This is a genomic window from Roseateles sp. (genome assembly GCF_039595595.1).
In the GTDB taxonomy this organism is placed as follows: Bacteria; Pseudomonadota; Gammaproteobacteria; order Burkholderiales; family Burkholderiaceae_C; genus Roseateles.
In genome coordinates this window covers 44,372-69,737 of record NZ_JBCNLG010000020.1, presented here as the reverse complement: position 1 = coordinate 69,737, position 25,366 = coordinate 44,372, and the positions used below count along the sequence as shown (strand labels likewise).

Sequence of the window (25,366 nt, the reverse complement as noted above, 5' to 3'; positions counted from 1 at the left end):
CTCTCTCAAACAACAAAGCCCGGCGGGGCGACCCGCCGGGCATGAAGCGTCGGCTCGCCGGGTTACAGCGTGCGCGCCACTTCCTTGATTTCGAAGACTTCCAGTTGGTCGCCTTCCTTGATGTCGCTGTAGTTCTTCAGCTTGATACCGCACTCGAAGCCTTCGCGGACTTCCTTGACGTCGTCCTTCATGCGCTTGAGCGACTCGATCTCGCCGGTGTAGACCACCACGTTGTCGCGCAGCAGGCGGAAGCGCGCGTTGCGGGTCACGTGACCGCTGGTGATCATCGAACCGGCGATCGTGCCGATCTTGGTCGCCACGAACACGGTGCGGATCTCGGCGGTGCCGATGACTTCCTCGCGCTGCTCCGGGGCCAGCATGCCGGCCATCGCCGCCTTCACTTCATCCACGGCGTCGTAGATGATGTTGTAGTAGCGCAGGTCGACGTCGTTGTGCTCGGCCACCTTGCGCGCGCCGGCATCGGCACGCACGTTGAAACCGATCACGACGGCCTTGGAGGCGATCGCCAGGTTGATGTCGGATTCGCTGATCGCGCCGACCGCCGCGTGGACGATCTGCACCTTGACCTCGTCGGTCGACAGCTTGAGCAGCGAGGACGCCAGCGCTTCCTGCGAACCCTGCACATCGGCCTTGATGATCAGCGGCAGCGTCTGCACGTCGCCGGCGGTCATGTCGGCGAACATGTTCTCCAGCTTCGCGGCCTGCTGGCGCGCCAGCTTGACGTCGCGGTACTTGCCGGCGCGGAAGGTGGCGATTTCACGGGCGCGGCGTTCGTCGCTCAGCACCATGAACTCGTCGCCCGCCTGCGGGACTTCCGTCAGGCCCTGGATCTCGACCGGGATCGACGGACCGGCTTCGGTCGCCGGCTTGCCGTCCTCGTCCAGCATGGCGCGCACGCGGCCGTAGGTCGAGCCGGCCAGCACCACGTCGCCGCGCTTGAGCGTGCCGGACTGCACCAGCACCGTCGCGACCGGGCCGCGGCCCTTGTCCAGCTTGGCTTCGATGACCAGGCCCTTGGCCAGCGAGTCCTTCGCGGCCTTGAGCTCCAGCACCTCGGCCTGCAGCAGCACCTGCTCGAGCAGCTCGTCGATGCCCTGGCCGGTCTTGGCCGACACCGGCACGAACGGGGAATCGCCGCCGAAGTCTTCCGGCACGACTTCCTCGGCCACCAGCTCGCTCTTGACGCGCTCCGGGTTGGCATCGGGCTTGTCGATCTTGTTCATCGCGACCACGATCGGCACGCCAGCGGCCTTCGCGTGGTGGATCGCTTCCTTGGTCTGCGGCATGACGCCGTCATCGGCGGCCACGACCAGGATGACGATGTCCGTCGCCTTGGCGCCGCGGGCACGCATGGCCGTGAAGGCCTCGTGACCCGGGGTGTCCAGGAAGGTGACCATGCCGCGCGGCGTGTCGACGTGATAGGCGCCGATGTGCTGCGTGATGCCGCCGGCTTCGCCAGCCGCCACGCGGGCGCGGCGGATGCTGTCCAGCAGCGAGGTCTTGCCGTGGTCGACGTGACCCATGACGGTGACGACCGGCGCGCGGGGCAGCAGCTCGTGCTGACCCTCGGCGGCGCCCTCTTCCTCGAGGAAGGCGTCCGGATCGTCCAGCTTGGCGGCGAACGCCTTGTGGCCCATTTCCTCGACCACGATCATGGCCGTTTCCTGGTCCAGCTGCTGGTTGATGGTGACCATCTGACCCAGCTTCATCAGCTGCTTGATGACCTCGGAGGCCTTCACCGACATCTTGTGCGCCAGATCGGCGACCGAGATGGTCTCGGGGATATGGACCTCCTGCACCACCGGTTCCGTCGGCGCCTGGAAGTTGGACGACATGCCGCCGCGATCGTCGCGGCCGCCACGGCGGCCCGCGGGGCCTCGGCCTGGCGCGCGCCAGCCGGCGGCGCCGCCGCCCGGACGGGCACCCGCGCCCGCGTCGCGGCCGCCCGGCTTGCCGGCGGCGCCACGCTTCTTGGCGTCATCGGCCCAGCTGGACGACAGCTTCTCGGACTTGACGGACTTCTTGTCGCCCGGCTTCGCGCCGGCGCCCGCCGCGGCGGTCGTGCCGGGGGCGCCTGCGACGCCGCCCGGCTTCTTGTGGATCGTGCCCTTGATGCCGGCGGCAGCCGCCTCGGGCTTGGGCTCTTCCTTCTTCGCGACCAGCACCTTCTTGGGCGCATTCATCATCGCGCGGATGGCGGCGGCCTCGGCCTCGGCGGCCTTGCGGCGGCGCTCCAGCTCGACCTGGCGGGCCTTCTCGTCGGCGGCCACGTCGGCGGCCTTGACCACGCGCAGCACCGGCTTGGCCGGTTCGGCCGGCGCGGCAACAGCCGGAGCGGGCGCGGCAGCCGGGGCGGCGGCCTTCTCGGCCTTCTCCGCCTTTTCGGCCTTCTCCGCGGGCTTGTCCGCCTTCTCCGCCGTCTTTTCCGCAGCCTTCTCGGCCTTGGTCTTGGCGGCCTCGGCGGCCTTGCGCGCTTCCTCTTCGGCAGCTGCCTTCGCGGCCGCCGCGGCGGCGGCCTGCTCGGCGGCCTCGCGGGCGGCGCGCTCTTCCTCGCGGCGCTTCTCTTCGGCTTCGCGCGCGGCGCGCTCGGCTTCCTCGCGCTCACGCATCTTGCGGGCGAGTTCCTCTTCCTGCTGACGCAGCGCCTCGGCCTGAGCCTGGGCCTCTTCCTCGCGGCGCTTCAGGTCGGCTTCCTCCGCGGCGGCGGCGGAAGCTTCATCGACGCCATCCTCGCGCTTGACGAAGACGCGCTTCTTGCGCACCTCCACCTGGATGGTGCGCGCCTTGCCCGAGGCATCGGCCTGCTTGATCTCGCTGGTCGACTTGCGGGTCAGGGTGATCTTCTTGCGCTCGGCGCCGCTGGTGCCATGCGCGGTGCGCAGATGGTCCAGCAGGCGTTCCTTGTCGCTTTCGTTCAGGGTGTCCTCGGCGGACGCCTTCTTGACGCCCGCAGCCTGGAGCTGCTCCAGCAAAGTGGTCGCAGGCCTGTTCAGCTCTGCGGCCAGCTGGGCGACGGTGGTCACGGCCATTGTTGAAATCCTTAAATCTTGTGTGGGGCGGAGCGGTCTGGTTTCGCTTGAAATCGCTTCAGAGCGTGTCTGCTCGGCGTGTTATGCGTTGAACCAGTGCTCGCGCGCCTTCATGATCAAAGCGCGTGCCGCTGCCTCGTCCAGGGACGAAATCTCGACCAACTCGTCGACGGCCAGATCGGCCAGGTCGTCACGGGTGTGAATGTCGCCGCCCGCCAGCTTGGCGATCAGCTCCGGGGTCATGCCTTCCAGGTCGCGCAGGTCCTGGGAGACCTCCTCGACCTTCTCCTCGCGGGCGATCTCCATCGTGAGCAGCGCATCCTTGGCGCGGGTGCGCAGCTCGTTGACGGTCTCTTCGTCGAAGGCCTCGATCTCGAGCATCTCCTGCATCGGGACGTAGGCGACTTCCTCCAGCGAGGCGAAGCCTTCGGCGATCAGGATGTCGGCGACTTCCTCGTCCACGTCCAGCTTCTCGACGAACAGCTTGCGCACCACGTCGGATTCCTCGGCCTGCTTGGCGGCGGATTCCTCGGCGGTCATGATGTTGATCTTCCAGCCGGTCAGCTCGGAGGCCAGACGCACGTTCTGACCGCCGCGGCCGATCGCGATCGCGAGGTTCTCCTCGTCGACGACCACGTCCATCGCATGGCGTTCCTCATCGACGACGATGGATTGCACGTTGGCCGGCGCCAGCGCGCCGATCACGAACTGCGCGGGATCCTCGGACCAGAGCACGATGTCCACTCGCTCGCCGGCCAGCTCGTTGGTCACGCCATTGACGCGCGAGCCGCGCACGCCGACGCAGGTGCCGATCGGATCGACGCGCTTGTCGTGCGAAACCACGGCGATCTTGGCGCGGCTGCCGGCGTCGCGGGCGCAGCTCTTGATCTCGAGCAGGCCCTGTTCGATCTCGGGCACTTCCTGCGCGAAGAGCTCCTTCATGAACTCGCCCGAGGAGCGCGACAGCATGATCTGCGGGCCGCGCTGCGTCGGGTCGACGCCCAGGATCACCGCGCGGACACGGTCGCCGGTGCGCAGGTTCTCCTTGGGGATCATTTCATTGCGCTTGAGGCGGCCTTCGACGCGGCCCGACTCGGCGATGATGTCGCCCTTGTCCAGGCGCTTGACGGTGCCGACGAAGATCTTCTCGCCGCGCGACATGAAGTCGTTGAGCAGTTGCTCGCGCTCGGCGTCGCGGATCTTCTGCAGGATGACCTGCTTGGCGGCCTGGGCGCCGATGCGGCCGATCGGCACGGACTCGACGCCCTCCTCGATGTGGTCGTCGACCTCGATGTCGGCGATCTGTTCCTGCGCCTCGAACAGCAGGATCTCCGAATCGGGGTTCTGCAGACCGGCCTCGCTCGGCACGACGTGCCAGCGGCGGAAGGTCTCGTATTCGCCGGTATCGCGGTCGATGGCCACACGGATGTCGACCTCGCCGCCATACAACTTCTTGGTGGCCGAGGCCAGCGCCGCCTCAACGGCGCCGAACACCACATCGCGCTCCACGCTCTTCTCGCGCGAGATGGCGTCCACCAGCATCAACAGTTCGCGGTTCATTGATCGAGACCTCCGTCAACCTTGTCATCCGTCTGCCGGGACTTGGCATTGCTCTTCTTCTTCGACGCCTTGGGCTTCGCAGCCGTCGTTCCGTCAGCAGATTCCGATCCCTTGGGCGCCAAGCCCGTGTTCTTTTTCGCCGCGGCCTGCTGGCCGGCGGCAGCGCCGCCCGCCGTGCCCGGCGTGCGACCCTTGAAACTGATCTCCGGCACCAGCTTGGCCGAGCGCACTTCGTCCAGCGCGAAATCCAGCGCCTGCTCGGTCTTGCCGTCGGAGAAGATCACGCGCCAGTTGGCGCTCGCGGCCAGCGCGTCGCCGGCGACGCCCTCGGGCGCCGCCAGGACGCCCTTGTATTTCTTGCGGCCCTGGAAAGCCTCGCGCAGCGTGATTTCCACTTCATGACCGCTGAAGCGGGCGTAGTCGCCGGCGTGGTTCAGCGGGCGGTCCAGGCCGGGCGTCGAGACTTCCAGGCGCTGGTAGTCGATCTCCTCGACTTCCATCACGTAGCGGAGCTGGCGCGTCACGCGCTCGCAGTCCTCGACGTTGACCGGCTGCTCCGGCTCCTGGCCGTTCACGAGCGGCTTGTCGATGTACACGCGCAGCAAGCCTCCGGCGCTGCGTTCGCAGCCCACCACCTCGTAACCCAATCCGGTCACGGTCTTTTCAACAACGGCTTGCCAGCTCAAATTCATCGACGACGGTATCTATCCTGTGCGGACATGTAGGGACAGCCAAAAAAAATGGGCTGGATGAATCCGCCCACCGTTCACTTTTTCAGCGAAGCTCGAAGTGTACTATGCAAACAGCATGCCGACAAGGCTGTGGTATCGGTCACGGGCTGGCGTGCGAGAATCCCGCCCTCCCTCGAATCAATGAATACCAGGAGCAGACATGGGATTTCTCGCCGGCAAGCGGCTGCTGATCACGGGCGTGCTGTCCAACCGTTCGATCGCCTACGGCATCGCCAAGGCCTGCCACCGCGAAGGCGCTGAACTGGCCTTCAGCTACGTGGGCGAGCGATTCAAGGATCGCATCACCGAATTCGCGGCGGAATTCGATTCCAAGCTGGTGTTCGATTGCGACGTGGGCGATGACGCCCAGATCGAGCGTCTGTTCGAGGACCTGGGCCAGCACTGGCCGGAATTCGACGGGTTTGTCCACTCGATCGGTTTCGCGCCGCGCGAGGCGATTGCTGGCGAATTCCTGGATGGCATGACGCGCGAGAACTTCCGTATCGCGCACGATATCTCGGCCTACAGCTTCCCGGCGATGGCCAAGGCGGCGCAGGGCCGGCTGCGTCCGGGTGCGGCGCTGCTGACGCTGTCCTATCTGGGCGCGGAGCGTTTCGTGCCGAACTACAACACCATGGGCCTGGCCAAGGCCTCGCTGGAAGCCAGCGTGCGTTATCTGGCGTACGGCCTGGGCGCCAAGGGCATCCGGGTGAACGGCATCTCGGCGGGCCCGATCAAGACGCTGGCCGCTTCCGGCATCAAGGATTTCGGCAAGCTGCTGAAGCAGTTCGCCGACAGCGCCGCGATCAAGCGCAACGTCACCATCGAGGACGTCGGCAACACGGCGGCCTTCCTGCTGTCGGACCTTGCTGCCGGCGTCAGCTCCGAGATCATCTACGTCGATGGCGGCTTCAGCCACGGCGCGATGGCCGGCACGGAGTAACGCCTCTCACGCCCCCCCGGTCCCCACCCGCCGATCACCTCGGTGGATCAGGGACGGTGGTGCTTGGGGTTCTGGCGCTTGCCGCCAGGGCCCCATGCTCCAGCGGCCAAGCGCGCCGAACGTGAAAGTAAAAACGGGACCCGAGGGTCCCGTTCTTCATTTCGCATCAACCACGCAATCGACGTAATACCGAGTCACGCCGTCGTTGCCCTTCTCCGCGACCAGCCCGTGGACATCGGTCGCGAAGCCCGGGAACTTCGCATTGAAGTCTCTGGTGAACTTCAAATAGTCCACGATCCGCTTGTTGAAGCGCTCACCCGGGATCAGCAGCGGGATGCCGGGGGGATACGGCGTCAGCAGCGCGGTGGTGACGCGGCCTTCCAGCTTGTCGATCTCGACGCGTTCCGTCTTGCGATGCGCGATGTGCGCATACGCGTCGGACGGCTTCATCGCCGGCTCCAGGTCGGACAGATAGACCTCGGTGGTCAGGCGCGCGATGTCGCCGGACGCGTAGGCCTCGTGCACGCTCTGGCACAGGTCGCGCAAGCCCATGCGCTCATAACGCGGGAAGGCGGCGACGAAGTCCGGCAGGATGCGCCAGATCGGCGCGTTCTTGTCGTAGTCGTCCTTGAACTGCTGCAGCGCGGTCAGCAGCGTGTTCCAGCGGCCCTTGGTGATGCCGATGGTGAACATGATGAAGAACGAATAGAGCCCCGTCTTCTCGACCACGACGCCATGCTCGGCCAGGAACTTGGTGACGATGCTGGCCGGGATGCCGGTCTTGGCGAACTTGCCGCTCATGTCCAGACCGGGCGTGATGACCGTGGACTTGATCGGGTCCAGCATGTTGAAGCCGGCCTCGATCGGACCGAAGCCGTGCCACTTCTCGTTGGCCTTGAGCATCCAGTCCGCGGCCTTGCCGATGCCGTCGGCGGCGAGCTTGTCCGGTCCCCAGACCTTGAACCACCAGTCCTTGCCGTAGTCCTTCTCGACCTTGCGCATCGCACGGCGGAAGTCCAGCGCCTCGAGGATGGACTCTTCCACCAGCGCCGTGCCGCCCGGGGGCTCCATCATCGCGGCGGCGACGTCGCAGCTGGCGATGATCGAGTACTGCGGGCTGGTCGAGGTGTGCATCAGATAAGCCTCGTTGAACAGATGCTTGTCCAGCTTCACGTTCTGCGAGTCCTGCACCAGCACCTGCGACGCCTGCGAGATGCCGGCCAGCAGCTTGTGGGTCGACTGCGTGGCGTAGACCATCGCGGTCTTCGGGCGCGGGCGATGCTTGCCCATCGCGTGGTACGAGCCGTAGAAGTTGTGGAACGCCGCGTGCGGCAGCCACGCCTCGTCGAAGTGCAGCGTGTCGATCCAGCCGTCCAGCTTGGCCTTGATGGTCTCGGTGTTGTAGAGCACGCCGTCGTAGGTGCTCTGCGTCAACGTCATGATGCGCGGCTTGACCTTCTTCGGATCCACGCCCTTGAGCAGCGGATTTTTCGCGATCTTCTTGCGGATGGTGTCGGGCGAGAACTCGCTCTCCGGGATCGGACCGATGATGCCGTAGTGGTTGCGCGTGGGCGTCATGAAGACCGGCACCGCGCCGGTCATGATGATGCTGTGCAGGATGGACTTGTGGCAGTTGCGGTCGACCACCACGATGTCGCCCGGCGCCACCGTGTGGTGCCAGACCATCTTGTTGGAGGTCGAGGTGCCGTTGGTGACGAAGAAGCAGTGGTCCGCGTTGAAGATGCGGGCGGCGTTCTTCTCGCTCTCGGCGACCGGGCCGGTGTGGTCCAGCAGTTGGCCGAGTTCCTCGACCGCGTTGCAGACGTCGGCACGCAGCATGTTCTCGCCGAAGAACTGGTGGAACATCTGGCCGACCGGGCTCTTCAGGAAGGCCACGCCGCCGGAGTGCCCCGGGCAGTGCCAGGAGTAGGAGCCGTCCTGCGCGTAATCCATCAGCGCCTTGAAGAACGGGGGCGCCAGGCCGTCGAGGTAGCTCTTGGCCTCGCGGATGATGTGACGCGCCACGAACTCGGGCGTGTCCTCGAACATGTGAATGAAGCCGTGCAGCTCGCGCAGCACATCGTTGGGCAGGTGCTGCGAAGTCCGGGTCTCGCCGTAGACGTAGATGGGGATGTCCGCATTCTTGAAGCGGATCTCCTGGATGAACTTGCGCAGGTTCAACACCGCCGGATCGAGCTCCGCGCCATCGCCGTTGCCGGAGAACTCCTCGTCGTCGATCGACAGGATGAAGGCGCTGGCCCGGCTCTGCTGCTGGGCGAACTGGCTCAGGTCGCCGTAGCTGGTCGCGCCCAGCACCTCGAAGCCCTCTTTCTGGATGGCTTCCGCCAGGGCGCGAATGCCCAAACCCGAGGTGTTCTCGGAGCGATAGTCCTCGTCGATGATGACGATGGGAAAGCGGAAACGCGGCGTCATGAAGCCTCCAGATCGGGGCGGGGTCAAACAAGAAAGGCGCGAAGTGTAGGGCGTCAGCCGTGTCACGCAAGTGTTGATCGGGGGGTGTCGCGGAAACAGAACGGCGTCGTCGTCCATGGCCCGGAAATGCGGGCGCCGCGACCCGTTTGGGCCTCGCTCGGCGGCCTCGATCCGGGGCGTACACTGGTCCGATTCGACAGGACCGGGCGAATCACGGATCGCCCGGCCGCTAGGAGGATCTGATGGACTGGACCCTGCCCACCTGGTGGTGGGTCATCTGCGGCGGACTGGTGGCGGCGGAGCTCGCCAGCGGGACGACCTTCTACCTGCTGATGCTGGCACTGGGCGCCGCGGCGGCGGCGCTGGCGGCGCACCTGGGCGGCCCGTTCTGGGCCCAGGTGACGGTCGCGGCGGCGGTGGGCGGCGGCGCGGTGGCCTGGTGGCACGGCCGTCAGCGCCGGCACCCGCGCACGCCAGCCAGCGAGAACCCCAACGTCAATCTCGACATCGGCCAGAGCCTGGACGTCCTCCAATGGCGCGCCGACGGCACCGCCGAGGTCCGCTACCGCGGCGCGGCCTGGCGGGCGCGCTTCGTCGGCCATGGCGCCCCGCACAGCGGCAGACATGTGATCCGCGCGGTCGAGGGCAGTTGCCTGCTGGTCGAGGCGGCCTGAACGCGCCGCCCTGCCCCATCGCGCTTCCCGCATCCGTTTCGCTTACCCGTTCATTCCTGGAGGAGGAGTCCCGCTCATGGAAATCGTCGCCCTGGTCCTGCTGGTGGTCGCCATCGTCTTCGTCGTGCAGGCCGTCAAGGTGGTCCCGCAGCAGCACGCGTGGGTGGTGGAGCGTCTTGGCAAATATCACGCCACGCTCACGCCCGGCCTGAACATCCTGGTGCCCTTCGTCGACCGCCTGGCCTACAAGCATTCGCTCAAGGAGATCCCGCTGGATGTTCCGAGCCAGGTCTGCATCACCAAGGACAACACCCAGCTCACGGTGGACGGCATCCTGTACTTCCAGGTGACCGACCCGATGCGCGCGAGCTACGGCTCGAGCAACTACATCATCGCCATCACGCAGCTGGCGCAGACCACGCTGCGCTCGGTGATCGGGCGCATGGAGCTGGACCGCACCTTCGAGGAGCGCGACGCCATCAATGCCGCCGTCGTGCAGGCGCTGGACGAGGCGGCGCTCAACTGGGGCGTGAAGGTGCTGCGCTACGAGATCAAGGACCTGACGCCGCCGGCGGAGATCCTGCGCTCGATGCAGGCGCAGATCACGGCCGAGCGCGAGAAGCGCGCGCTGATCGCGGCGTCGGAGGGCCGGCGCCAGGAGCAGATCAACATCGCCACCGGCGAGCGCGAGGCCGCGATCGCGCGCTCCGAGGGCGAGAAGCAGGCCGAGATCAACAAGGCGCAGGGCGAGGCCGCGGCCATCACGGCGGTCGCCGAGGCCAGCGCGGACGCGATCCGCAAGATCGCCGCGGCGATCCAGCAGCCGGGCGGCGGGGACGCGGTGCAATTGAAGGTCGCGGAGAAGGCGGTCGAGGCCTTCTCGCAGCTCGCGCAGAAGAACAACACGATGATCGTGCCGGCCAACATGAGCGAGGTCTCAGGGCTGATCGGCACGGCGATGGCGCTGATCAAGAGCGACAAGGTGATCCAGCCCGGACGCTGAGCGCCCTGCCCGCCTGCGGACGGTCGCGTGTGCGTCGCACCGCGGCGATCCGACAACTTTCCTTGCGAGCCTGAAAACTGCGCTATGATGGCGGGCTTCGGAGAGATGGATGAGTGGTTTAAGTCGCACGCCTGGAAAGCGTGTGTAGGTTAATAGCCTACCGAGGGTTCGAATCCCTCTCTCTCCGCCAAAGACCACAATGAAACGGGCCCTGAGTGATCAGGGCCCGTTTTCATTTCAGCGGCTGCCCGGCAGCCAGAGCGTGCGCACGGTCAGCGCCGAGTCGCCACCCAGCAGCAGCAGGCGATCGCCGACCGGCACCAGCATCCGCAGCGCATTGAATTCGCTCGCCTCCACGCCCACGCGCAAGGTCTTGACGGTCGCGCCGCTGAGCGGTCCGGCGCCAGCGTCCCACCAGCTCACGAGCGTGAGCGTCCGGTTCACCGGGTAGGCCGGCACATCCGGCCACAGCGGCCCCGTGCGGTCGACGAGCCCCAGCATCCGCTGCCCCTGTCCCTGGAAGGCTGGCGAGCCGGAATCGGTGCGCGCGCCCGGCATGCCCCGGACGGTCTCGTCATCCAGCGTGGCACCGCCGCGCACCGGATTGAACTGGGCATCCAGACGCAGACCGGCGGACTCGGGAAGCGGGTCGCCGGTACGCAGGTCGCGCGCCCACATCAGCGCCGCGCCCTCGTCGAGCGGCACCACGGTGGGCGCGAGCCGATAGGTCGCTTGCGAGGCGCCGCTCAACAGCACGGTCTGCCGGAGGTCGCCGCTGTCGGGCGCCCAGGCGGCCACCTGGATGTCCAGGGCCCCGATGGACGTCGCGCGGCCCGACCAGGCCGCCACCAGGCGCCCGCCGGAGAACGCGAACGAGGTCCGGTCCACGCTCCCGCCAGTGAACACCACCGCTTGCGCGCCGACCGGCGTGCCGTCCAGCGCGAAGCGGCCCATCACCAGTTCGGTGGCGCTGCCATCGGCTGTGCCGCGGCTCCAGAGCAGCGCCAGGTTGCCGCCCTGCGCGGCGGCGCCGAGCACGCTCGCGTCGCCCTGCCGCCCGGGCCGCGACAGCGGCAGCGCCGCCACCGTGCCCAGCAGATTCCCCGAGGCATCGAAGCGGGTCACCAGCGGGCCGAACCCATTCACTGCGACCGCCTCGCTGCCCACGCGCAGATAGAACCCGCTGCGCGGCTGATTGTTCAATCCCAGATGGTGCTGGACGCCCGAGATGCCGCCACTTGCATTCATGCGGTACACGGTGAGCCCGTCGGCAGACCGATTGGCAAACAGCAGCGCCTGGTCGCCCATCGGCACCGCGGCGACGATGCTCGACCCCGACACGGTCTGGCCGGGGAAGACGGCGCTGGTCAGCGGCACGGTCGCGACGCTGGCGGGGCTTGCGCCATAGCCGGAGGCGGGTCCCTCGAAGGACACCAGCGTTTCCACGTTGCGGGTCACGCCGCTGAGGTCGGCCGTGGGCAGTTCGGTCTGCAGTTGCACCAGTCCCAGGCCTTGGGCGTACCAGGCGCGCGCCTCGATCCGGATGACCGGCGACCACTGACCGGTCGTGGAAATCCTGATGCGCGTCATCAGCGTGGTGTCGACCCGGATCGCCTGGATGCTGGGCAAGGTGGGCAGCGCCACGGTCTCGATTCCGACGACGCGCGCGTAGGCCGCGATGTCCGCGGCGTCATTGCGCTTGTCGCCATCGACGTCGGTGCCCATGTCCTCGATGCGCCGGTCGATCAGGTTGTACTGTTCGCCGGCACGCACGGGCGACTTCAGCTCGATGCGTGGAACCGGCACACGCACGCCGGGCGCCAGGTCCAGGTGGTCGTTGGCGGTGATGGTTCCGGCGTCGAGGACGAGCGTGGTCTGGTCATTGCCGCTGTTGCCGGCATTGGAGGTCGTTTCGATCACCTGCGAGGCCACGCTGGTCGCGAGCTGCTGCGTCACGGTGTCGTAGACCACGGGCTGGGCGACGTTCGGTTGGGTCTGGACGCCCCGATAGCGCCAGGTGCCGCCTGCGGCGAACGGGCGATAGACCGAGGCGTCCGCGGCCAGGGTCTCGCCCGGCGTGGACGCCGGCGGCATCAGCGACGTCGTCGCCGGCGTGCCCGGCGGCGTGCCGCCGGTACCGGCGTCGGTGCCGCCGCCTCCACCGCCTCCGCCACCCCCACAAGCGCTCAGCACGCAGGCCAGCGCGACGAACAGCGCCCGCGGACGCCACTGGAATCCAAACATGAGTTCCTCCCTCTTGAGGCCGTCGCGCGGTCTTCCGAGGCTGGTTGCCCGGAGACCCGCCTTGATCCCTGGAAAGGGTGGCAGCGGCGACTGGCTATTGAAATGCGCGCGTGATGATAGTTGCAGGGCGAGCGCCTATCATCCCGGCCCATGCTGACCTTCGAACAACTCTTCAGCTTCCTGCTGGCCGCCATGCTGATCACGGCGTCCCCCGGCCCGGACAACCTGATGGTGCTGGGCATGGGCATCTCGAAGGGGCGGCGGCACGGCATGGCCTTCGGCCTGGGCTGCGCGCTCGGTTGCCTGAGCCACACGGTGCTCGCGGCGATCGGTGTCAGCGCGCTGATCGCGGCCTCGCCGGCGGCCTTCACCGCGCTGAAGGTCTGCGGCGGGCTCTATCTGATCTGGCTGGGCATCAAGGCCCTGCGCAGCCGCGGCGGCGCGCATGTCGGCGACGTCTCGCAGGCCGAGGACTCGCTCTGGCGCCTCTTCTTCAAGGGCGTCTTCGCCAACGCGATCAACCCCAAGGTCGTCCTCTTCTTCCTGTCCTTCCTGCCGCAGTTCGTCGTCGCCTCGCACGGCAACGTGGCCGCGCAGACGGCGCTGCTGGGCGCGACCTTCACGCTGCAGGCGGCGGTGCTGTTCGGCCTGCTCGGCTACTTCGCCGGCGCGATCGGCCAGTGGCTGCAGCGCAGACCGCGCGCGGGACTGTGGCTGGATCGCCTCGCCGGCGCGGTGTTCGTCGCGCTGGGGCTTCGGTTGATCGTGAGCCGTTGAAGACCGCACTCCCTGTCCCCCCTCTTCCAAGGAGACCCGCATGACCTTTCGCCCACTGCTCGCCGCCGCCCTCGCGGCCTGTCTGCCGATGACTGCCGCCTTGGCCGCGGACACCACCGCCACCGTGACCCTGAAGGTCGCCACGCCGCAGGGCGATGGCGGCCCCGTCGGCACGGTGACGATGGAGGAGACGAAGTACGGCCTGGTCTTCACGCCCAAGCTGACGGGCCTGCCGCCTGGCCTGCATGGCTTCCACGTCCACGCCAACCCGTCGTGCGCGGCTGGCGAGAAGGATGGCAAGCCCGTCGCGGCCGATGGCGCCGGCGGGCACTTCGATCCGAAGAAGTCCGGCAAGCATGGCGAGCCGTGGGGCGATGGCCACCTGGGCGACCTGCCGCCGCTGTTCGTCAACGCGGAGGGCGAGGCCGTGCAGCCGGTGCTCGCGCCGCGCCTGACGCTGGCCGACGTCAAGGGCCACGCGCTGATGGTCCACGCCGGCGGCGACAACCACTCGGATCACCCGGCCGCGCTCGGCGGCGGCGGCGCCCGCATCGCCTGCGGCGTGATCCAGTGATCCGCTAATCCCCCCCACTGAACTCCCCTCCCCCTCGCCAGGAGGGGAATGACGGTCAGCCACCCCTCGGCGCGCAGGGCAAACGTCCTTCCATGCGCAGGCATGGGATTTGCCGAGTTGAAACGTCCGGTTTCATCCGGGTTCAACTACTTTCAGAGGGGAATGCCATGACCAGCCCAGCCGGCCCGCACGCCAACGATCAGGCCAAGGCGCTGCAACGCCACCTGGTCCAGTGCGCCAAGGCGCGCGGGCGATGGTTCGGCGTCGCCCTGTTCGCCGAGCGCATTCACGACGCCGTCCTGCCCCGGCTGGCCACCACGGTGGCCTTGAGCGCCGTGACCCTGGGTCTGTTCGCCCACTGGCTATGAGCGCCGCGCCGCCCGCGGACGATCCCGCCCGAAAGGCGGACCCCAGCCCGGAGCCACCCCCTGAAATTGCGGAAGAACTTGCGCTGCTGAATCCGGCGCTCGGTCCGATCGAGCCGCCCGTGCGCGCGGTGCTGTTCGGCCTGGCGCGCTTCGAGCAGCATGGGCGCAGCCTCGCCCAGGCCCAGGCGGTCCAGGGCACCGCTGGCGCGGGGCAGTTCTTCCCGCGGCTCGACGACAACGTCGCGATGCTGCAACAGACGCGCCGGCTGATCGAGAAGCGCCATCGCGACTTCCGCCACCTCGGCGCCGCCGGCAAATGGCTGCTGGACAACGCCGCCCTGATCGACGAGCAGACCCACCAGGTCCGCCGCGGGCTGCCGCGCGGCTTCTTCCGGCTGCTGCCGCGCCTGCGCGACGAGCCGCTCGCCGGTCTGCCCCGCATCTACGGCATCGCCTGGGCCTGGGTGGCGCACACCGATGGCAACTTCGACGCCGGCCTGCTCGGTCCCTACCTGCGCGCCTACCAGGAGGAACGCCCTCTCTCGCTGGCCGAACTCTGGGCGCTGCCGACGACGCTGCGCGTCGTGCTGGTCGAGAACCTGCGCCGGCTGGCCGAGCGCTTCGCGACGCTGCAGGCCGCGCGCGACGTGGTGCACCACTGGTATGACGGCCACCCCGCCGAGACCGGCCTGGACGCGATCACCGCGCTCGAGCCGCGGATGAAGGAGCGCGGCGTGGCCGAGGCCTTCTGGCTGCAGTTGGACCACCGGCTCGAGGAGCTCCCGCAGCCGATGATGGGGGAGCTCGCCGCCTGGCTGAGCACCCGTCTGCCGGCGCCGGCCCAGACGCTGGCACGGCAGCAGGACGAGTCGATCAAGGACTTGCAGAGCATCCGCAACGCGATCACCGCGCTGCGGCGCATCGACCAGACCGATTGGCGCCGCCTGATCCAGTCGGTGAGCCCGGTGATGCAGACGCTGGGCGAATCGCCGGTCTTCGCCGCCGAGGCGCCGGACACGCAGGACCTGACGCTGCATGAGATCGAGCGCCTGGCGCGCAAGTGCGCGCGGACGGAACTCGAGATCGCGCGCGAGTTGCTGGCGCTGACGCAGCGCGCCGGCCCGCCCGAGGACGGCGAGCCCGACCGCCGCGCCGCGCCGATCTATTGGTGGCGCGGCGCCGGCCGCCCCACGCTGCTCGCGGCGCTGGGCCTGCGCGAGCGGCGCTGGCCGCCGCTCGACACCGCGCCGGGTCAGCGCTGGGCGGCGGTCGCCTACCTCGGCGGACTGGGGCTGCTCGGCCTCGTGGGGCTGTACTGGCTGATGAGCGAGGCACGCGCCGGCGTGCCGGGCTGGCTGTGGTGGCTCACCGCGATCCTGGCCGCCGGTCCCATCGCCGAGGCCGTCGTCGCGCTCACCAACCGCTGGATCAGCGAACTCGCCCGCCCTTCCCGGCTCCCGCGCCTGGACTTCTCCGCCGGCATCCCCGATGCCGAGCGCACCCTCGTCGTGATGCCGGTGCTGCTGCCGCGCGAGGAAGCCGTCGCGCCGCTGGTGGCGCAGCTGGAGCAGCACCACCTCGCCAACCCCGAGCGGCTCGTGCAGTTCGCGCTGTTGAGCGATCTCGCCGATGCCTACGAGGAACACCAGCCCGGCGACACGATGATCGTCGTCACCGCCGCCGACGCGATCGCCGCGCTCAACGAGCGTCACGGTCCGCTGGCCGACGGCAGCCCGCGCTTCCTGCTGCTGCACCGGCCGCGCGAGTGGTCCCCGACGGAGCGCCGCTGGATCGGCTGGGAGCGCAAGCGCGGCAAGCTCGAATTGCTGCTGAGGCAGTTGGCGTCGCCGGCCTTCGCGTCACCGTTCTCCGACTTCGGCGCGATGTCGCGCCCGGCCGCCGGCGTGCGCCACCTGATCACGCTGGACGCCGACACCGACATGCCGCCGGGCCGTCTGCGCGCGCTGGTCGGCACCGCCGCGCATCCGATGAACCGGCCGCGCGTGGACGCGGCCCGCCGCCGCGTCGTCGAGGGTTACGCCATCCTGCAGCCGCGAGTGCTCGCGCCGATGCCCGACGACCAGGCGAGCACGCCCTATCACCGCCTGTTCGTGGGCCAGTTCGGCATCGATCCCTACAGCGCCGTCAGCTCCGAGATCTTCCAGGACCTGTTCGGCGAAGGCAGCTTCACCGGCAAGGGCCTGCTCGACGTGGGCGCCTGCCATGCGGTGCTCGACGCGCGGCTGCCCGAGGGCCAGGTGCTCAGCCATGACCTGCTCGAAGGCAGTCTGGCGCGCTGCGCCGGCGTCTCCGACATCACGCTGGTCGAGGACTCGCCGATGCATGCGGACGTCGCGCATGCGCGGCTGCATCGCTGGACGCGCGGCGACTGGCAGCTGCTGCCCTTCATCGCGCGCGCGGGCCGCTACGGCCTCGCGCCGATCAATCGCTGGAAGCTGATCGACAACCTGCGCCGCTCGCTGGTCGCGCCGATGGCGCTGGGCTTGATGCTGCTGGCGCTGGGCACCGGCGTGCTGCCCTTCGGCCTGACGCTGACGGTGCTCGCGGGCGCCTTCGCGATCGGGCCGCTGGTGGGCGCGCTGGCCGGGCTGGTGCCCAGCCGCGACGGCCTGGCGCGGCGCCACTTCTATCGCGAGACCGGCCACGACCTGCGCCGCGCGCTCGGCCTGGCGGCCTGGCATGTCGCGCTGCTGCTGCATCTGTCGCTGCTCTACCTCGATGCCATCGGCCGCGCGCTGTGGCGCCAGTGGGTGTCGCGCCGCCATCTGCTCGAATGGACCACCGCCGCGGCGGCGCAGGCCGCGGCGCGGCGTGAGCTGCCGGCGCTCGCCGCGCAGCATCTGCGGGTGCCGATCGCGGCGGCGGTGCTCGGCGGCCTGCTCGCGATGGCGGCGCTGTCGGGCGCGCCGGTCGACGGCGCCGCGGCGGTCGTCATGCTGGCCATCTGGGCGCTGTCGCCGCTGTGGATCTGGTGGGCCAGCGCCCCGCGCGCGCCGCTGCTCCATCGCGAGGCCGCCCTGGACCCGCAGGGCCGCGACTACCTGTGGGGACTGGCCCGCGACACCTGGCGCTTCTACGACACGCATGTCGGCCCGGCCGACCACCACCTGCCGCCCGACAACGTCCAGCTGACGCCGCACCTGCTGGTGGCGCACCGCACCTCGCCGACCAACATCGGCCTGTACCTGCTGACGCTGGCCTGCGCGCGCGAGCTCGGCTTCATCGGCCTGGTCACGATGACGGAGCGGCTCGCGGCGACGCTGGACACGCTGGAGCGCCTGCCGCGCTGGCAGGGCCACTTCTACAACTGGTACGACACCGAATCGCTGGTGGTGCTGGCGCCGGGCTATGTATCGGCGGTTGACAGCGGCAATTGCTCGGCGCATCTGCTGACCGTCGCGCGTGCCTGCGAACTGGCGGCCGAGATGACGCCCGAGCAGCTTGAACAGGCGCCGCGCCAAGCGCTTGCCAAGGCGCTGCAGCGGCTGCGCGTGCTGCAGCCGCCGCTGGCCGGCGACGAACGCCTGCCGGCCGGCGCCGCGCTGGTGGCCGCGCTGCTCGCCCCCGAGAACGCGCAGGCGGGCGCCGAGGAACTGCAGGCCGTGCTGCGGGCGCGGGTCGACGCGGCGAAGGCGGAACTCGACGCCCTGGCCGCCGCGCAGGACCAGCAGGCGCCGCCCGCGCACTGGCTCCTGCGCGACCTCATCGCGCAACTCGAATCCTGGTGGCGTGATCACGGCGCGCCCTTCTCCGAGTCGCGGCAGCAACTGCGGCAGCTCGCGCGCCGCGCGCGCCGGCTGGGTCTGGAGGCGGACTACCGCCCGCTCTTCGATGCCGAGCGGCAACTGCTGCGCATCGGCTGGCGTGGCGACGCGCAGCAGCTCGACGACAACCACTACGACCTGCTCGCCAGCGAGGCGCGGCTGACCAGCCTGATCGCGATCGCCAAGGGCGACCTGCCGCCCGATCACTGGCGCGCGCTGGGCCGCCCGTTCTTCGCGCGCGATGGCGCGGGCGACTCGCTGGGATTGAAGTCGTGGTCGGGCTCGATGTTCGAGTACCTGATGCCCTCGCTGGTGCTGCGCGAGCCCGCGGCCAGCGCGCTGGGGCGGGCGATCCGCACGGCGGTCGCGGAGCAGCGGCTGGAAGCGCGCGGCCGCGGCACGCCCTGGGGCATCTCCGAATCGGCGATCGCCGGCCAGGATCACACCCTCGCCTACCAGTACGGCCCGCAGGGCGTGCAGTCGCTGGCGCTGGCGCGGCTGGCCGTGGACGAGCGCGTGCTCGCGCCGTATGCGGCGGTGATGGCGGCGATCGTGGCGCCGGTGCGGGTGGTGTCCAACCTGCTGGCCTTCGAGCGGCTGGGCGCGCGCGGGGACTTCGGCTTCATCGAGGCGGTCGACTACACGCCGCAGCGCCAGACCGCTGGTGCGGGCTACACGCTGGTGCAGACCTACATGGCGCACCACCAGGCGATGGGCTTCGCGGCGCTGACGCACGTGCTGGCCGACGAGGCGCCGCGGCGCTGGCTGATGAGCGATCCGCACATGAAGGCGGTCGCGACGCTGCTGCACGAGCGCGCGCCGCGCGAAGTGGCGCCGCTGTCGGACGCCTCGGCGGAGGTCCTGCCGCGCAAGCGGCCGGTCCGCAAGACGCGCATGGTGCGCGAGAGCGAACCGCTGACCGAAACGCTGCCGCTGACGCACATGCTGACCAACGGGCGCTACTCGGTGGTGCTGCGCAGCCACGGCGGCGGCTACAGCAACTGGGATGGCATCGCGGTCACGCGCTGGCGCGACGACCTGCTGCGCGACCAGCACGGCAGCTTCACGCTGATCCGCCGCGCCGGCGAGGAGGACTGGGCCAGCACCACCGCCCGCCCGGCGCCGGATCCGCGCGCCCGCTACACCGCGCGGATGCAGGCCGAGCGGGTGCTGTTCGAGGCCAGTTGGCCCGACCTGCACAGCTGCACCACGGTCTGGGTCAGCCCCGAGGACGATTGCGAGCTGCGCCAGGTCGAGCTCACCAACCGCGGCGACCGGCCGCTGGCGCTGGATCTGGTGTCCTGTTTCGAGGCCACGCTGGCGCCGCAGCGCAGCGACGAAGCGCACCCGGCCTTCTCCAACCTCTTCATCCAGGCCCGCTGGGACGAGTCCGGTCACGCGCTGCACCTGCGGCGCCAGCCGCGCCTGTTCGACGAAGCCGCGATGCGGGCGGTGTTCTTCCTCGCCGGCATCGACGGCGGCGCGGCCTGCGGCAAGGCGCCGCGGCGCGACGGCGAGGCGGACTGCCAGCCCGAGGGCCACGTGGTGCGCGAGGTGCTGCCGATCGCTGATCGCGCGCGCTGGCTGGGCCGCTACGGCAGCTCGACGCGTCCGGTCGGCGACGCGCGGCCGGCCTTCGTCGATGAGGAGGCCGACATGAGCGCCGCCGGCGAAGCGGGCCGGCTGCTCGACACCGGCCTCGATCCGGTGGCGGGACTGCGCGTGGGGCTGGACCTGGCGCCGGGCGCCACGGTGCGCCTGACCTTCTGCACCGCCGCGTCGCGCGACGCCGACCTGCTCGCCGCGCTGGTCGACAAGTACCGCCAGCCGGCGCACGTGGAACGTTCGGCGGCGATGTCGCACACGATGGGCGGCATCCGGTTGCGCGAACTGCAGTTCGACACCGCCACCTGGGGCGCGCTGCTGCAGCTCAACACGCTGGTGACGGGCCAGGCGGTGCGCGACCCGGCGCCGGCGCGCGATCCGCGCGGGCGTTGCGACCGGCGGGCGCTGTGGCGCTTCGGCATCTCGGGCGACCGGCCGCTGCTGGTGGTCACCGTCAGCGGGGAAGAAGGCATCGACCTGATCCGCGCGCTGAAGAAGGCGCTGCGGATGTGGACCACGCATGCGGTGGGCGTCGACCTGGTCGTGCTGAACGAGGAGCCCGCGTCCTATCAGGCGCCGGTGCAGCAGGCGCTGCAGGCCTTGCAGGCGCGGCTGCAAGGGCAGGCGCAGGGGCGGCCGGGGCACCTGTGCTCCGCGCTGCACGTGCTGCGCGATGCCGATCTGCAACCCGACGAACGCTTCACGCTGCAGACGCTGACCCGCATCCGGCTGCAGGCGGACGGACGGGCGTTGTCGCAGCAGCTCGAGCGCTGGATCGAGGACACCGCACCCGCGAGCGACGCGCCGCGGCTGCCGGTCGCGCACGCGCTGGTCGAGCGCCCCTTGCCGGAGGCGGTGCCCCGCCCGCCCGAAGGCCGCTTCGATCCCACGCATGGCGGCTTTTCGTTCGAGGTCTCGCCGGAGCGGCATCCGTCGCGGCCCTGGGTCAACGTGCTCGCGAACCGCGACTTCGGCTGCCAGGTCACCGAGATCGGCGCCGGCTACACCTGGGCCGGCAACAGCCGCATGCACCAGGTGACGCCCTGGTCCAACGATCCGCTGCTCGATCCTCCAGGCGAATGGCTGCTGCTGCATGACCTGGACCACGACCGGGTCTGGCCGCTGGGCCGGCAGCTGCGGCGCGACGCGCCGCTCACCATCGAGCATGGCATCGGCTACTCGCGCAGCCGCCAGCGCATCGACGACCTGACCGTCGAGCTGTGCTGGTGCGTCGACCGTGACGCGGCGCTGAAGCAGGTGCAGGTGTCGATCGCCACCGACGACGGCGGCGGACGCCGGCGCCTGCGCCTGGTCGCGCTGGCGGAGTGGCAGCTGGGCAGCGCGCGCAGCGAGCGCCTGTCGGTCGCCACGCGCAGCGACTGGCTGACGGTCGGCGAGCTGGGCGCCGGGCTGCCGCAGCCCGAGCGCGCCTTGACGCTGCAGGCGACGCAGCTCGATCACCTGGGCGGCTTCGGCGACGCGACGGCGGCCCTGTGCATCCGGCCGCGCCAGCCGAGCGACGCGCCGCTCGCCGCCGCGGGCCGCACTGCCGAGCGGGCCGGCGCGGGCGCGGCGCGCGTGCGGCTCGACCAGCAGGACTGGACCTGCGACCGGCGCGAGTTCTTCGACGGCGCCGGCCGCATGGTGCTGCCCCAGGCGCTGAGCCGCCGCTGCGGCGGCGGGCTGGACGCGTGCGCGGCGCTGGCGGCGCGCATCGAGCTCGAGGGCGCGCAGCCCGCGACGCTGACGGTGCTGCTGGGCCATGGTCCTTCGCCGGAGGCGACGCATGCGCTGATGGAAGCTGCCTGGGCGATCGACCCGGCGGCGCGGCTCGATCGCCAGCGCCGCCAGTGGCCGGAGCTGCTCGGCGGCCTGCAGGTCGCGACGCCGGATCCGCGTTTCGACGCGCTGACGAATCACTGGCTGCCCTATCAGACGCTGGTCTGCCGCATGTGGGCGCGAGCCGGCTTCTACCAGGCGGGCGGCGCGTTCGGTTATCGCGACCAGTTGCAGGACGCGATGGCGCTGACCGATGTCGCGCCGCAACTGCTGGCCGATCAGATCCGGCGCAATGCCGCGCGGCAGTTCCCGGAGGGCGACGTGCAGCACTGGTGGCACGAGCCCGGCGGGGCCGGCGTGCGCACGCATTTCGCGGACGACCGGCTGTGGCTGCCGTACGCGCTGGCGCATTACCTGACGCGCACCGGCGACCTGACGCTGCTCGACGACACGGTGCCTTTCCTCGATGGCCAGCAGGTGCCCGAAGGCGCCGAGGACATCTACGAGAGCCCGCGCACCGACGGCCCGATGGCGACGGTCTACGAGCACGCGGCGCGCGCGATCGACCGCAGCCTGGGCAGCGGCCCGCACGGGCTGCCGCTGTTCGGCACCGGCGACTGGAACGACGGGATGAATCGCGTCGGCCACGAGGGCCAGGGCGAGTCGATCTGGATGGCGTGGTTCCTCGCGCAGGTGATCGAGGACTTCGCGCCGGTGGCCACCGCGCGCGGCGAGCACGAGCGCGTGCAGCGCTGGAAGGCGGCGCGCGACGGCTGGGTGGCGGCGCTCGACGGGCCCGGCTGGGATGGCCAGTGGTACCGGCGCGGCTTCTTCGACGATGGTTCGCCGCTGGGCTCGGCCCGCAACGCGGAGTGCCGCATCGACCTGATCGCGCAGAGCTGGGCGGTGCTGACCGGCGCCGCCGATCCGGCGCATGCACGCCAAGCAATGGCGAGCGCCTGCGCGCAGTTGCTCGATCCGGTGGCGAAGCTGGCGCGGCTGCTGCATCCGCCGCTGGCGGTGTCGCAGCCGAGCGCGGGCTACATCCAGTCGTATGCGCCGGGCGTGCGCGAGAACGGCGGCCAGTACAACCACGCGGCGGTCTGGGCGCTGATGGCGCTGGCGCGGCTGGGGCAGCGGGACGCGATGTGGCGGGTCTACACCGGGCTAAGCCCCGCGCATCGCTGGGCCGATCCGCGGCTGGGGCCGGTGTACGCGATCGAGCCCTACGTGATGGCGGGCGACATCTACTCGCACGCGCCGTGGGTGGGCCGGGGCGGATGGAGTTGGTACAGCGGTTCGGCGGGCTGGTTGCTGCGGGCCTCGCTGGAGTGCATCTGCGGCGTGGTCATCGAGCAGGGCCGGCTGCGCGTGCGCGCCTGCCTGCCGGCGCACTGGGACCAGGCGGAGGTGCGGATCCGGCGCGGCGGGCAGTGGCTGCGCGTGATCGTCTGCGCCAACGAAACCGCCTGCCGCGCGGCGCTGGCGCGCGAGCCGGGCTCGCGGCGCGAGAACGCGGATGAGCCGATTGAACTGGCGTCGCTGTCGCCGGATCAGGCGCTGGTGGTGGTGAGCGTGCCGGAGGTGGTGGCGTTGCCGGAAGCCACCGGGGCGGCGAGCGACTTGCGCGCCGGCTCGTGAGCGGCGCGCCGCTCTGGAATTCCACGTCCGGAAACGGCGAGACGCGGGTGGCCTCGTTCCCTATCGTGAGGTCCATCACTCACCACGACGGCCCCCGCGCCGCGCTCACATGGACTTCCGCATCCTGGGTCTCGACCCCACTCCGTTCCGTCCCCTCTTCGGGCTGTCCGACGACGCCCTGCGCGAGCGCGGCGTGCTGCGCGTGCGCATCGACAGCCCGCGCTCCGCGCCCGACCGCATCACGCTCGACGACGCCGAGCCGGGCGAGACGGTGCTGCTGCTCAACTACGTCTACCTCGACGTCGCGACGCCGTATCGCGGCACGCACGCGATCTATCTGCGCGAACAGGACGGTGAGCGCTTCGACCGCGTCAACGAGATCCCGAAGTCGCTGCGCGGCCGGCTGCTGTCGGTACGCGCCTTCGACGCGGCCGGCATGATGGTTGAGGCCGATGTCATCGAAGGTGATCGCGTCGAGCCGCTGATCCAGAAGCTGTTCGCGCATCCCGAGGTGTCCTTCCTGCAGGTGCATTACGCCAAGCGCGGATGCTTCGCGGCGCGGGTGGAGCGATGCGACAAAGGGGCGTCGTCCGCCCCCACCGCCTGAAACCCTGCTCGCCTATCGGCGTCCGCCGTCACCTTGACTTCGCAAGTATCGAATTCCATACTTTCATCCTTCAGAGTATCGAATACGATACATCCATGGCAGATTTCGAGACGGGGTTGCTTCATCTGGCCCAATCGCTGAAGGCGATGCGCCAGGAGCGGGGATACAGCCAATCCACATTGGCGGAACTGGCTGGCGTGCCTCGCTTGAAGGTTGTGCAGATCGAGGCCGGCAAACCGGGCGTCGCCGTGGCCGCCTATGCGCGCGTCGCAGCAGCGATGGGGGGCGAGATGCGCGTCGTGCCGCAACAGCGGCCCACTTTGGACGAAATCAGGGAGCTGCTTCGTGACGACCTCGCCTGATGCCGCCTCCAAGCCTCCGCGCCACCTCTCCGTCTTCGCCCCAGAGGGGCTCTGCGGCCGGCTTCAGCGTGACACCGACTACCTGTTCACCTTCGGCCCCGACGCGACCGCCGATCACGCCCCCGCGTTGACCATGCCCTTGCGCGCCAAACCCTACGAACAGTCGACGCTTCACCCCATCTTCCACATGAACCTGCCCGAAGGATTCGTCCTCGAGCAACTGCGCAACCGACTGGCGAAAACGAGCGGTCTCGATCCCTTGCTGCTCCTGAGCGTCATCGGCTCACAGGCGCCCATCGGGCGGCTCCGCTACGTGCTCGACGGGCAGGAAGATCTACCGCCCCGGCGGGCCGGCGATGGAGAACGGCTTGCGGATCTTCTCGCCGCGCGCGGCACCCGCGAGCTGTTCGCGCGTCTCGTCGACGACTATGTGATGCGCAGCGGCGTGAGCGGCGTTCAGCCCAAAGTCCTGGTTCCCGAACGCAGCAGCATGGAGCCCGAGTACAAGGCGGCGATTCCCACCTCCGATCTCATCGTCAAGTCCGGCCTCAACGAGTTTCCCGGCTTGTCGATCAACGAATTCGTGTGCATGACCGCGGTCAAGCGTGCTGGGGTTCCGGTGCCCGAGTTCTTCCTCTCGGACGACGGAGAGCTCTTCATCATGCGCCGTTTCGATCGCCCACCAGGCGGCCAGGTCCTGGGTTTCGAGGACATCCTCTCGCTGACAGGCTCACTCCCCGACCAGAAGTACCGAGGATCCTATGAATTGATCCGGCGCGTGCTCCACCTCTTCTGCTCGCCGCATCGGGCCAAGGAGGCCACGAAGCAGCTGTTCGACATGGTCGTGCTCTCCTGCATCCTCGGAAACGGCGATGCGCATCTCAAGAACTTCGGCGTCCTGTACGACCGCATCTCGGGTGAAGTCGGCATGGCGCCGGCCTACGACATCGTCTGCACGCGCGTCTACATCCGCGAGGACAACCTGGCGCTGAACCTGGACGGCAACAAGAGCTTCTTCGCGTCCCGGCTTGGCCTGCTCGAGTTCGGGCGCTCTTGTGACATGACGCGCGCGCAGATCGACGCGCGGATCATCGAGCTCGCCAAGATCGTGCTCAAGACGTTGGACGACCTCGCGCCATGGGTCGCCAAGGTCGAAGGCCTGCGGGAGATCGTCGAGATCGAAGCCCGCCGTTTCCTCGAGACCTTCGAGCGCTGAGCACGGCCTGATCG

At 69.4% G+C, this 25,366-nt stretch carries 15 protein-coding genes and 1 tRNA gene; 11 read left to right on the top strand and 5 right to left on the bottom strand.

Annotation, left to right across the window (positions count from 1 at the left end):
* Positions 1-62: 62 nt before the first annotated feature.
* The 3 genes from infB to rimP all read right to left on the bottom strand — a co-directional run bounded on the left by infB (position 63) and on the right by rimP (position 5,302).
* Positions 63-3,050, bottom strand: a complete 2,988-nt coding sequence (gene infB, locus ABDW61_RS20125) for a translation initiation factor IF-2 (RefSeq protein WP_343641225.1) — start codon at positions 3,048-3,050, stop codon at positions 63-65.
* An 81-nt stretch (positions 3,051-3,131) separates the two neighbouring features.
* Entirely contained in the window at positions 3,132-4,610 is a 1,479-nt protein-coding gene (nusA, locus tag ABDW61_RS20120) for a transcription termination factor NusA (RefSeq protein ID WP_343641223.1), read from the bottom strand.
* On the bottom strand, positions 4,607-5,302 hold the full coding sequence (gene rimP, locus ABDW61_RS20115) for a ribosome maturation factor RimP (protein WP_343641222.1): 696 nt from the start codon (positions 5,300-5,302) through the stop codon (positions 4,607-4,609). Before rimP ends, nusA begins: the two co-directional genes overlap by 4 nt.
* Positions 5,303-5,501: 199 nt before the next feature.
* On the opposite strand from rimP, the gene fabI reads away from it, so the two are divergent.
* Complete coding sequence (gene fabI / locus ABDW61_RS20110; RefSeq protein WP_343641221.1) at positions 5,502-6,284, top strand: enoyl-ACP reductase FabI; 783 nt, start codon at positions 5,502-5,504, stop codon at positions 6,282-6,284.
* 156 nt (positions 6,285-6,440) lie between these two features.
* Here fabI and ABDW61_RS20105 read toward each other — a convergent pair whose 3' ends face one another.
* Positions 6,441-8,717 (bottom strand): arginine/lysine/ornithine decarboxylase, encoded by a 2,277-nt coding sequence (locus ABDW61_RS20105; protein ID WP_343641220.1) that lies wholly within the window; start codon positions 8,715-8,717, stop codon positions 6,441-6,443.
* Positions 8,718-8,959: 242 nt separating this feature from the next.
* On the opposite strand from ABDW61_RS20105, the gene ABDW61_RS20100 reads away from it, so the two are divergent.
* From ABDW61_RS20100 to ABDW61_RS20090, 3 genes are all read left to right on the top strand, one after another.
* Complete coding sequence (locus tag ABDW61_RS20100; protein WP_343641219.1) at positions 8,960-9,391, top strand: NfeD family protein; 432 nt, start codon at positions 8,960-8,962, stop codon at positions 9,389-9,391.
* Positions 9,392-9,467: 76 nt separating this feature from the next.
* The gene (locus ABDW61_RS20095; protein ID WP_343641218.1) at positions 9,468-10,394 is read left to right on the top strand and encodes a stomatin-like protein; all 927 of its coding nucleotides are present in this window, start codon (positions 9,468-9,470) and stop codon (positions 10,392-10,394) included.
* A 99-nt stretch (positions 10,395-10,493) separates the two neighbouring features.
* Positions 10,494-10,584 (top strand) — tRNA-Ser (locus tag ABDW61_RS20090).
* Positions 10,585-10,631: 47 nt separating this feature from the next.
* Here ABDW61_RS20090 and ABDW61_RS20085 read toward each other — a convergent pair.
* Complete coding sequence (locus tag ABDW61_RS20085; protein ID WP_343641217.1) at positions 10,632-12,638, bottom strand: hypothetical protein; 2,007 nt, start codon at positions 12,636-12,638, stop codon at positions 10,632-10,634.
* 150 nt (positions 12,639-12,788) lie between these two features.
* Between ABDW61_RS20085 and ABDW61_RS20080 the strand changes: the two genes are divergently transcribed.
* The 7 genes from ABDW61_RS20080 to ABDW61_RS20050 all read left to right on the top strand — a co-directional run bounded on the left by ABDW61_RS20080 (position 12,789) and on the right by ABDW61_RS20050 (position 25,352).
* Entirely contained in the window at positions 12,789-13,415 is a 627-nt protein-coding gene (locus ABDW61_RS20080; protein WP_343641215.1) for a LysE family translocator, read from the top strand.
* A gap of 40 nt (positions 13,416-13,455) precedes the next feature.
* Positions 13,456-13,989: a superoxide dismutase [Cu-Zn] SodC gene (gene sodC, locus ABDW61_RS20075; protein WP_343641213.1), complete on the top strand. Its 534-nt coding sequence runs from the start codon at positions 13,456-13,458 to the stop codon at positions 13,987-13,989.
* A gap of 167 nt (positions 13,990-14,156) precedes the next feature.
* Positions 14,157-14,357, top strand: coding sequence for a hypothetical protein (locus ABDW61_RS20070; RefSeq protein ID WP_343641211.1), 201 nt, complete (start codon positions 14,157-14,159; stop codon positions 14,355-14,357).
* Between the two features lie 119 nt (positions 14,358-14,476).
* Positions 14,477-23,167, top strand: a complete 8,691-nt coding sequence (locus tag ABDW61_RS20065; RefSeq protein ID WP_343641209.1) for a glucoamylase family protein — start codon at positions 14,477-14,479, stop codon at positions 23,165-23,167.
* A 109-nt stretch (positions 23,168-23,276) separates the two neighbouring features.
* Positions 23,277-23,774 carry a DUF1203 domain-containing protein gene (locus ABDW61_RS20060; RefSeq protein WP_343641207.1) on the top strand — a complete coding sequence of 166 codons (498 nt, stop codon included), beginning with the start codon at positions 23,277-23,279 and terminating at the stop codon, positions 23,772-23,774.
* A 95-nt stretch (positions 23,775-23,869) separates the two neighbouring features.
* The gene (locus ABDW61_RS20055; protein ID WP_343641206.1) at positions 23,870-24,136 is read left to right on the top strand and encodes a helix-turn-helix domain-containing protein; all 267 of its coding nucleotides are present in this window, start codon (positions 23,870-23,872) and stop codon (positions 24,134-24,136) included.
* Positions 24,120-25,352 (top strand): type II toxin-antitoxin system HipA family toxin, encoded by a 1,233-nt coding sequence (locus tag ABDW61_RS20050; protein WP_343641204.1) that lies wholly within the window; start codon positions 24,120-24,122, stop codon positions 25,350-25,352. The genes ABDW61_RS20055 and ABDW61_RS20050 overlap by 17 nt, the downstream gene beginning before the upstream one ends.
* The last annotated feature ends 14 nt before the right edge of the window (positions 25,353-25,366 follow it).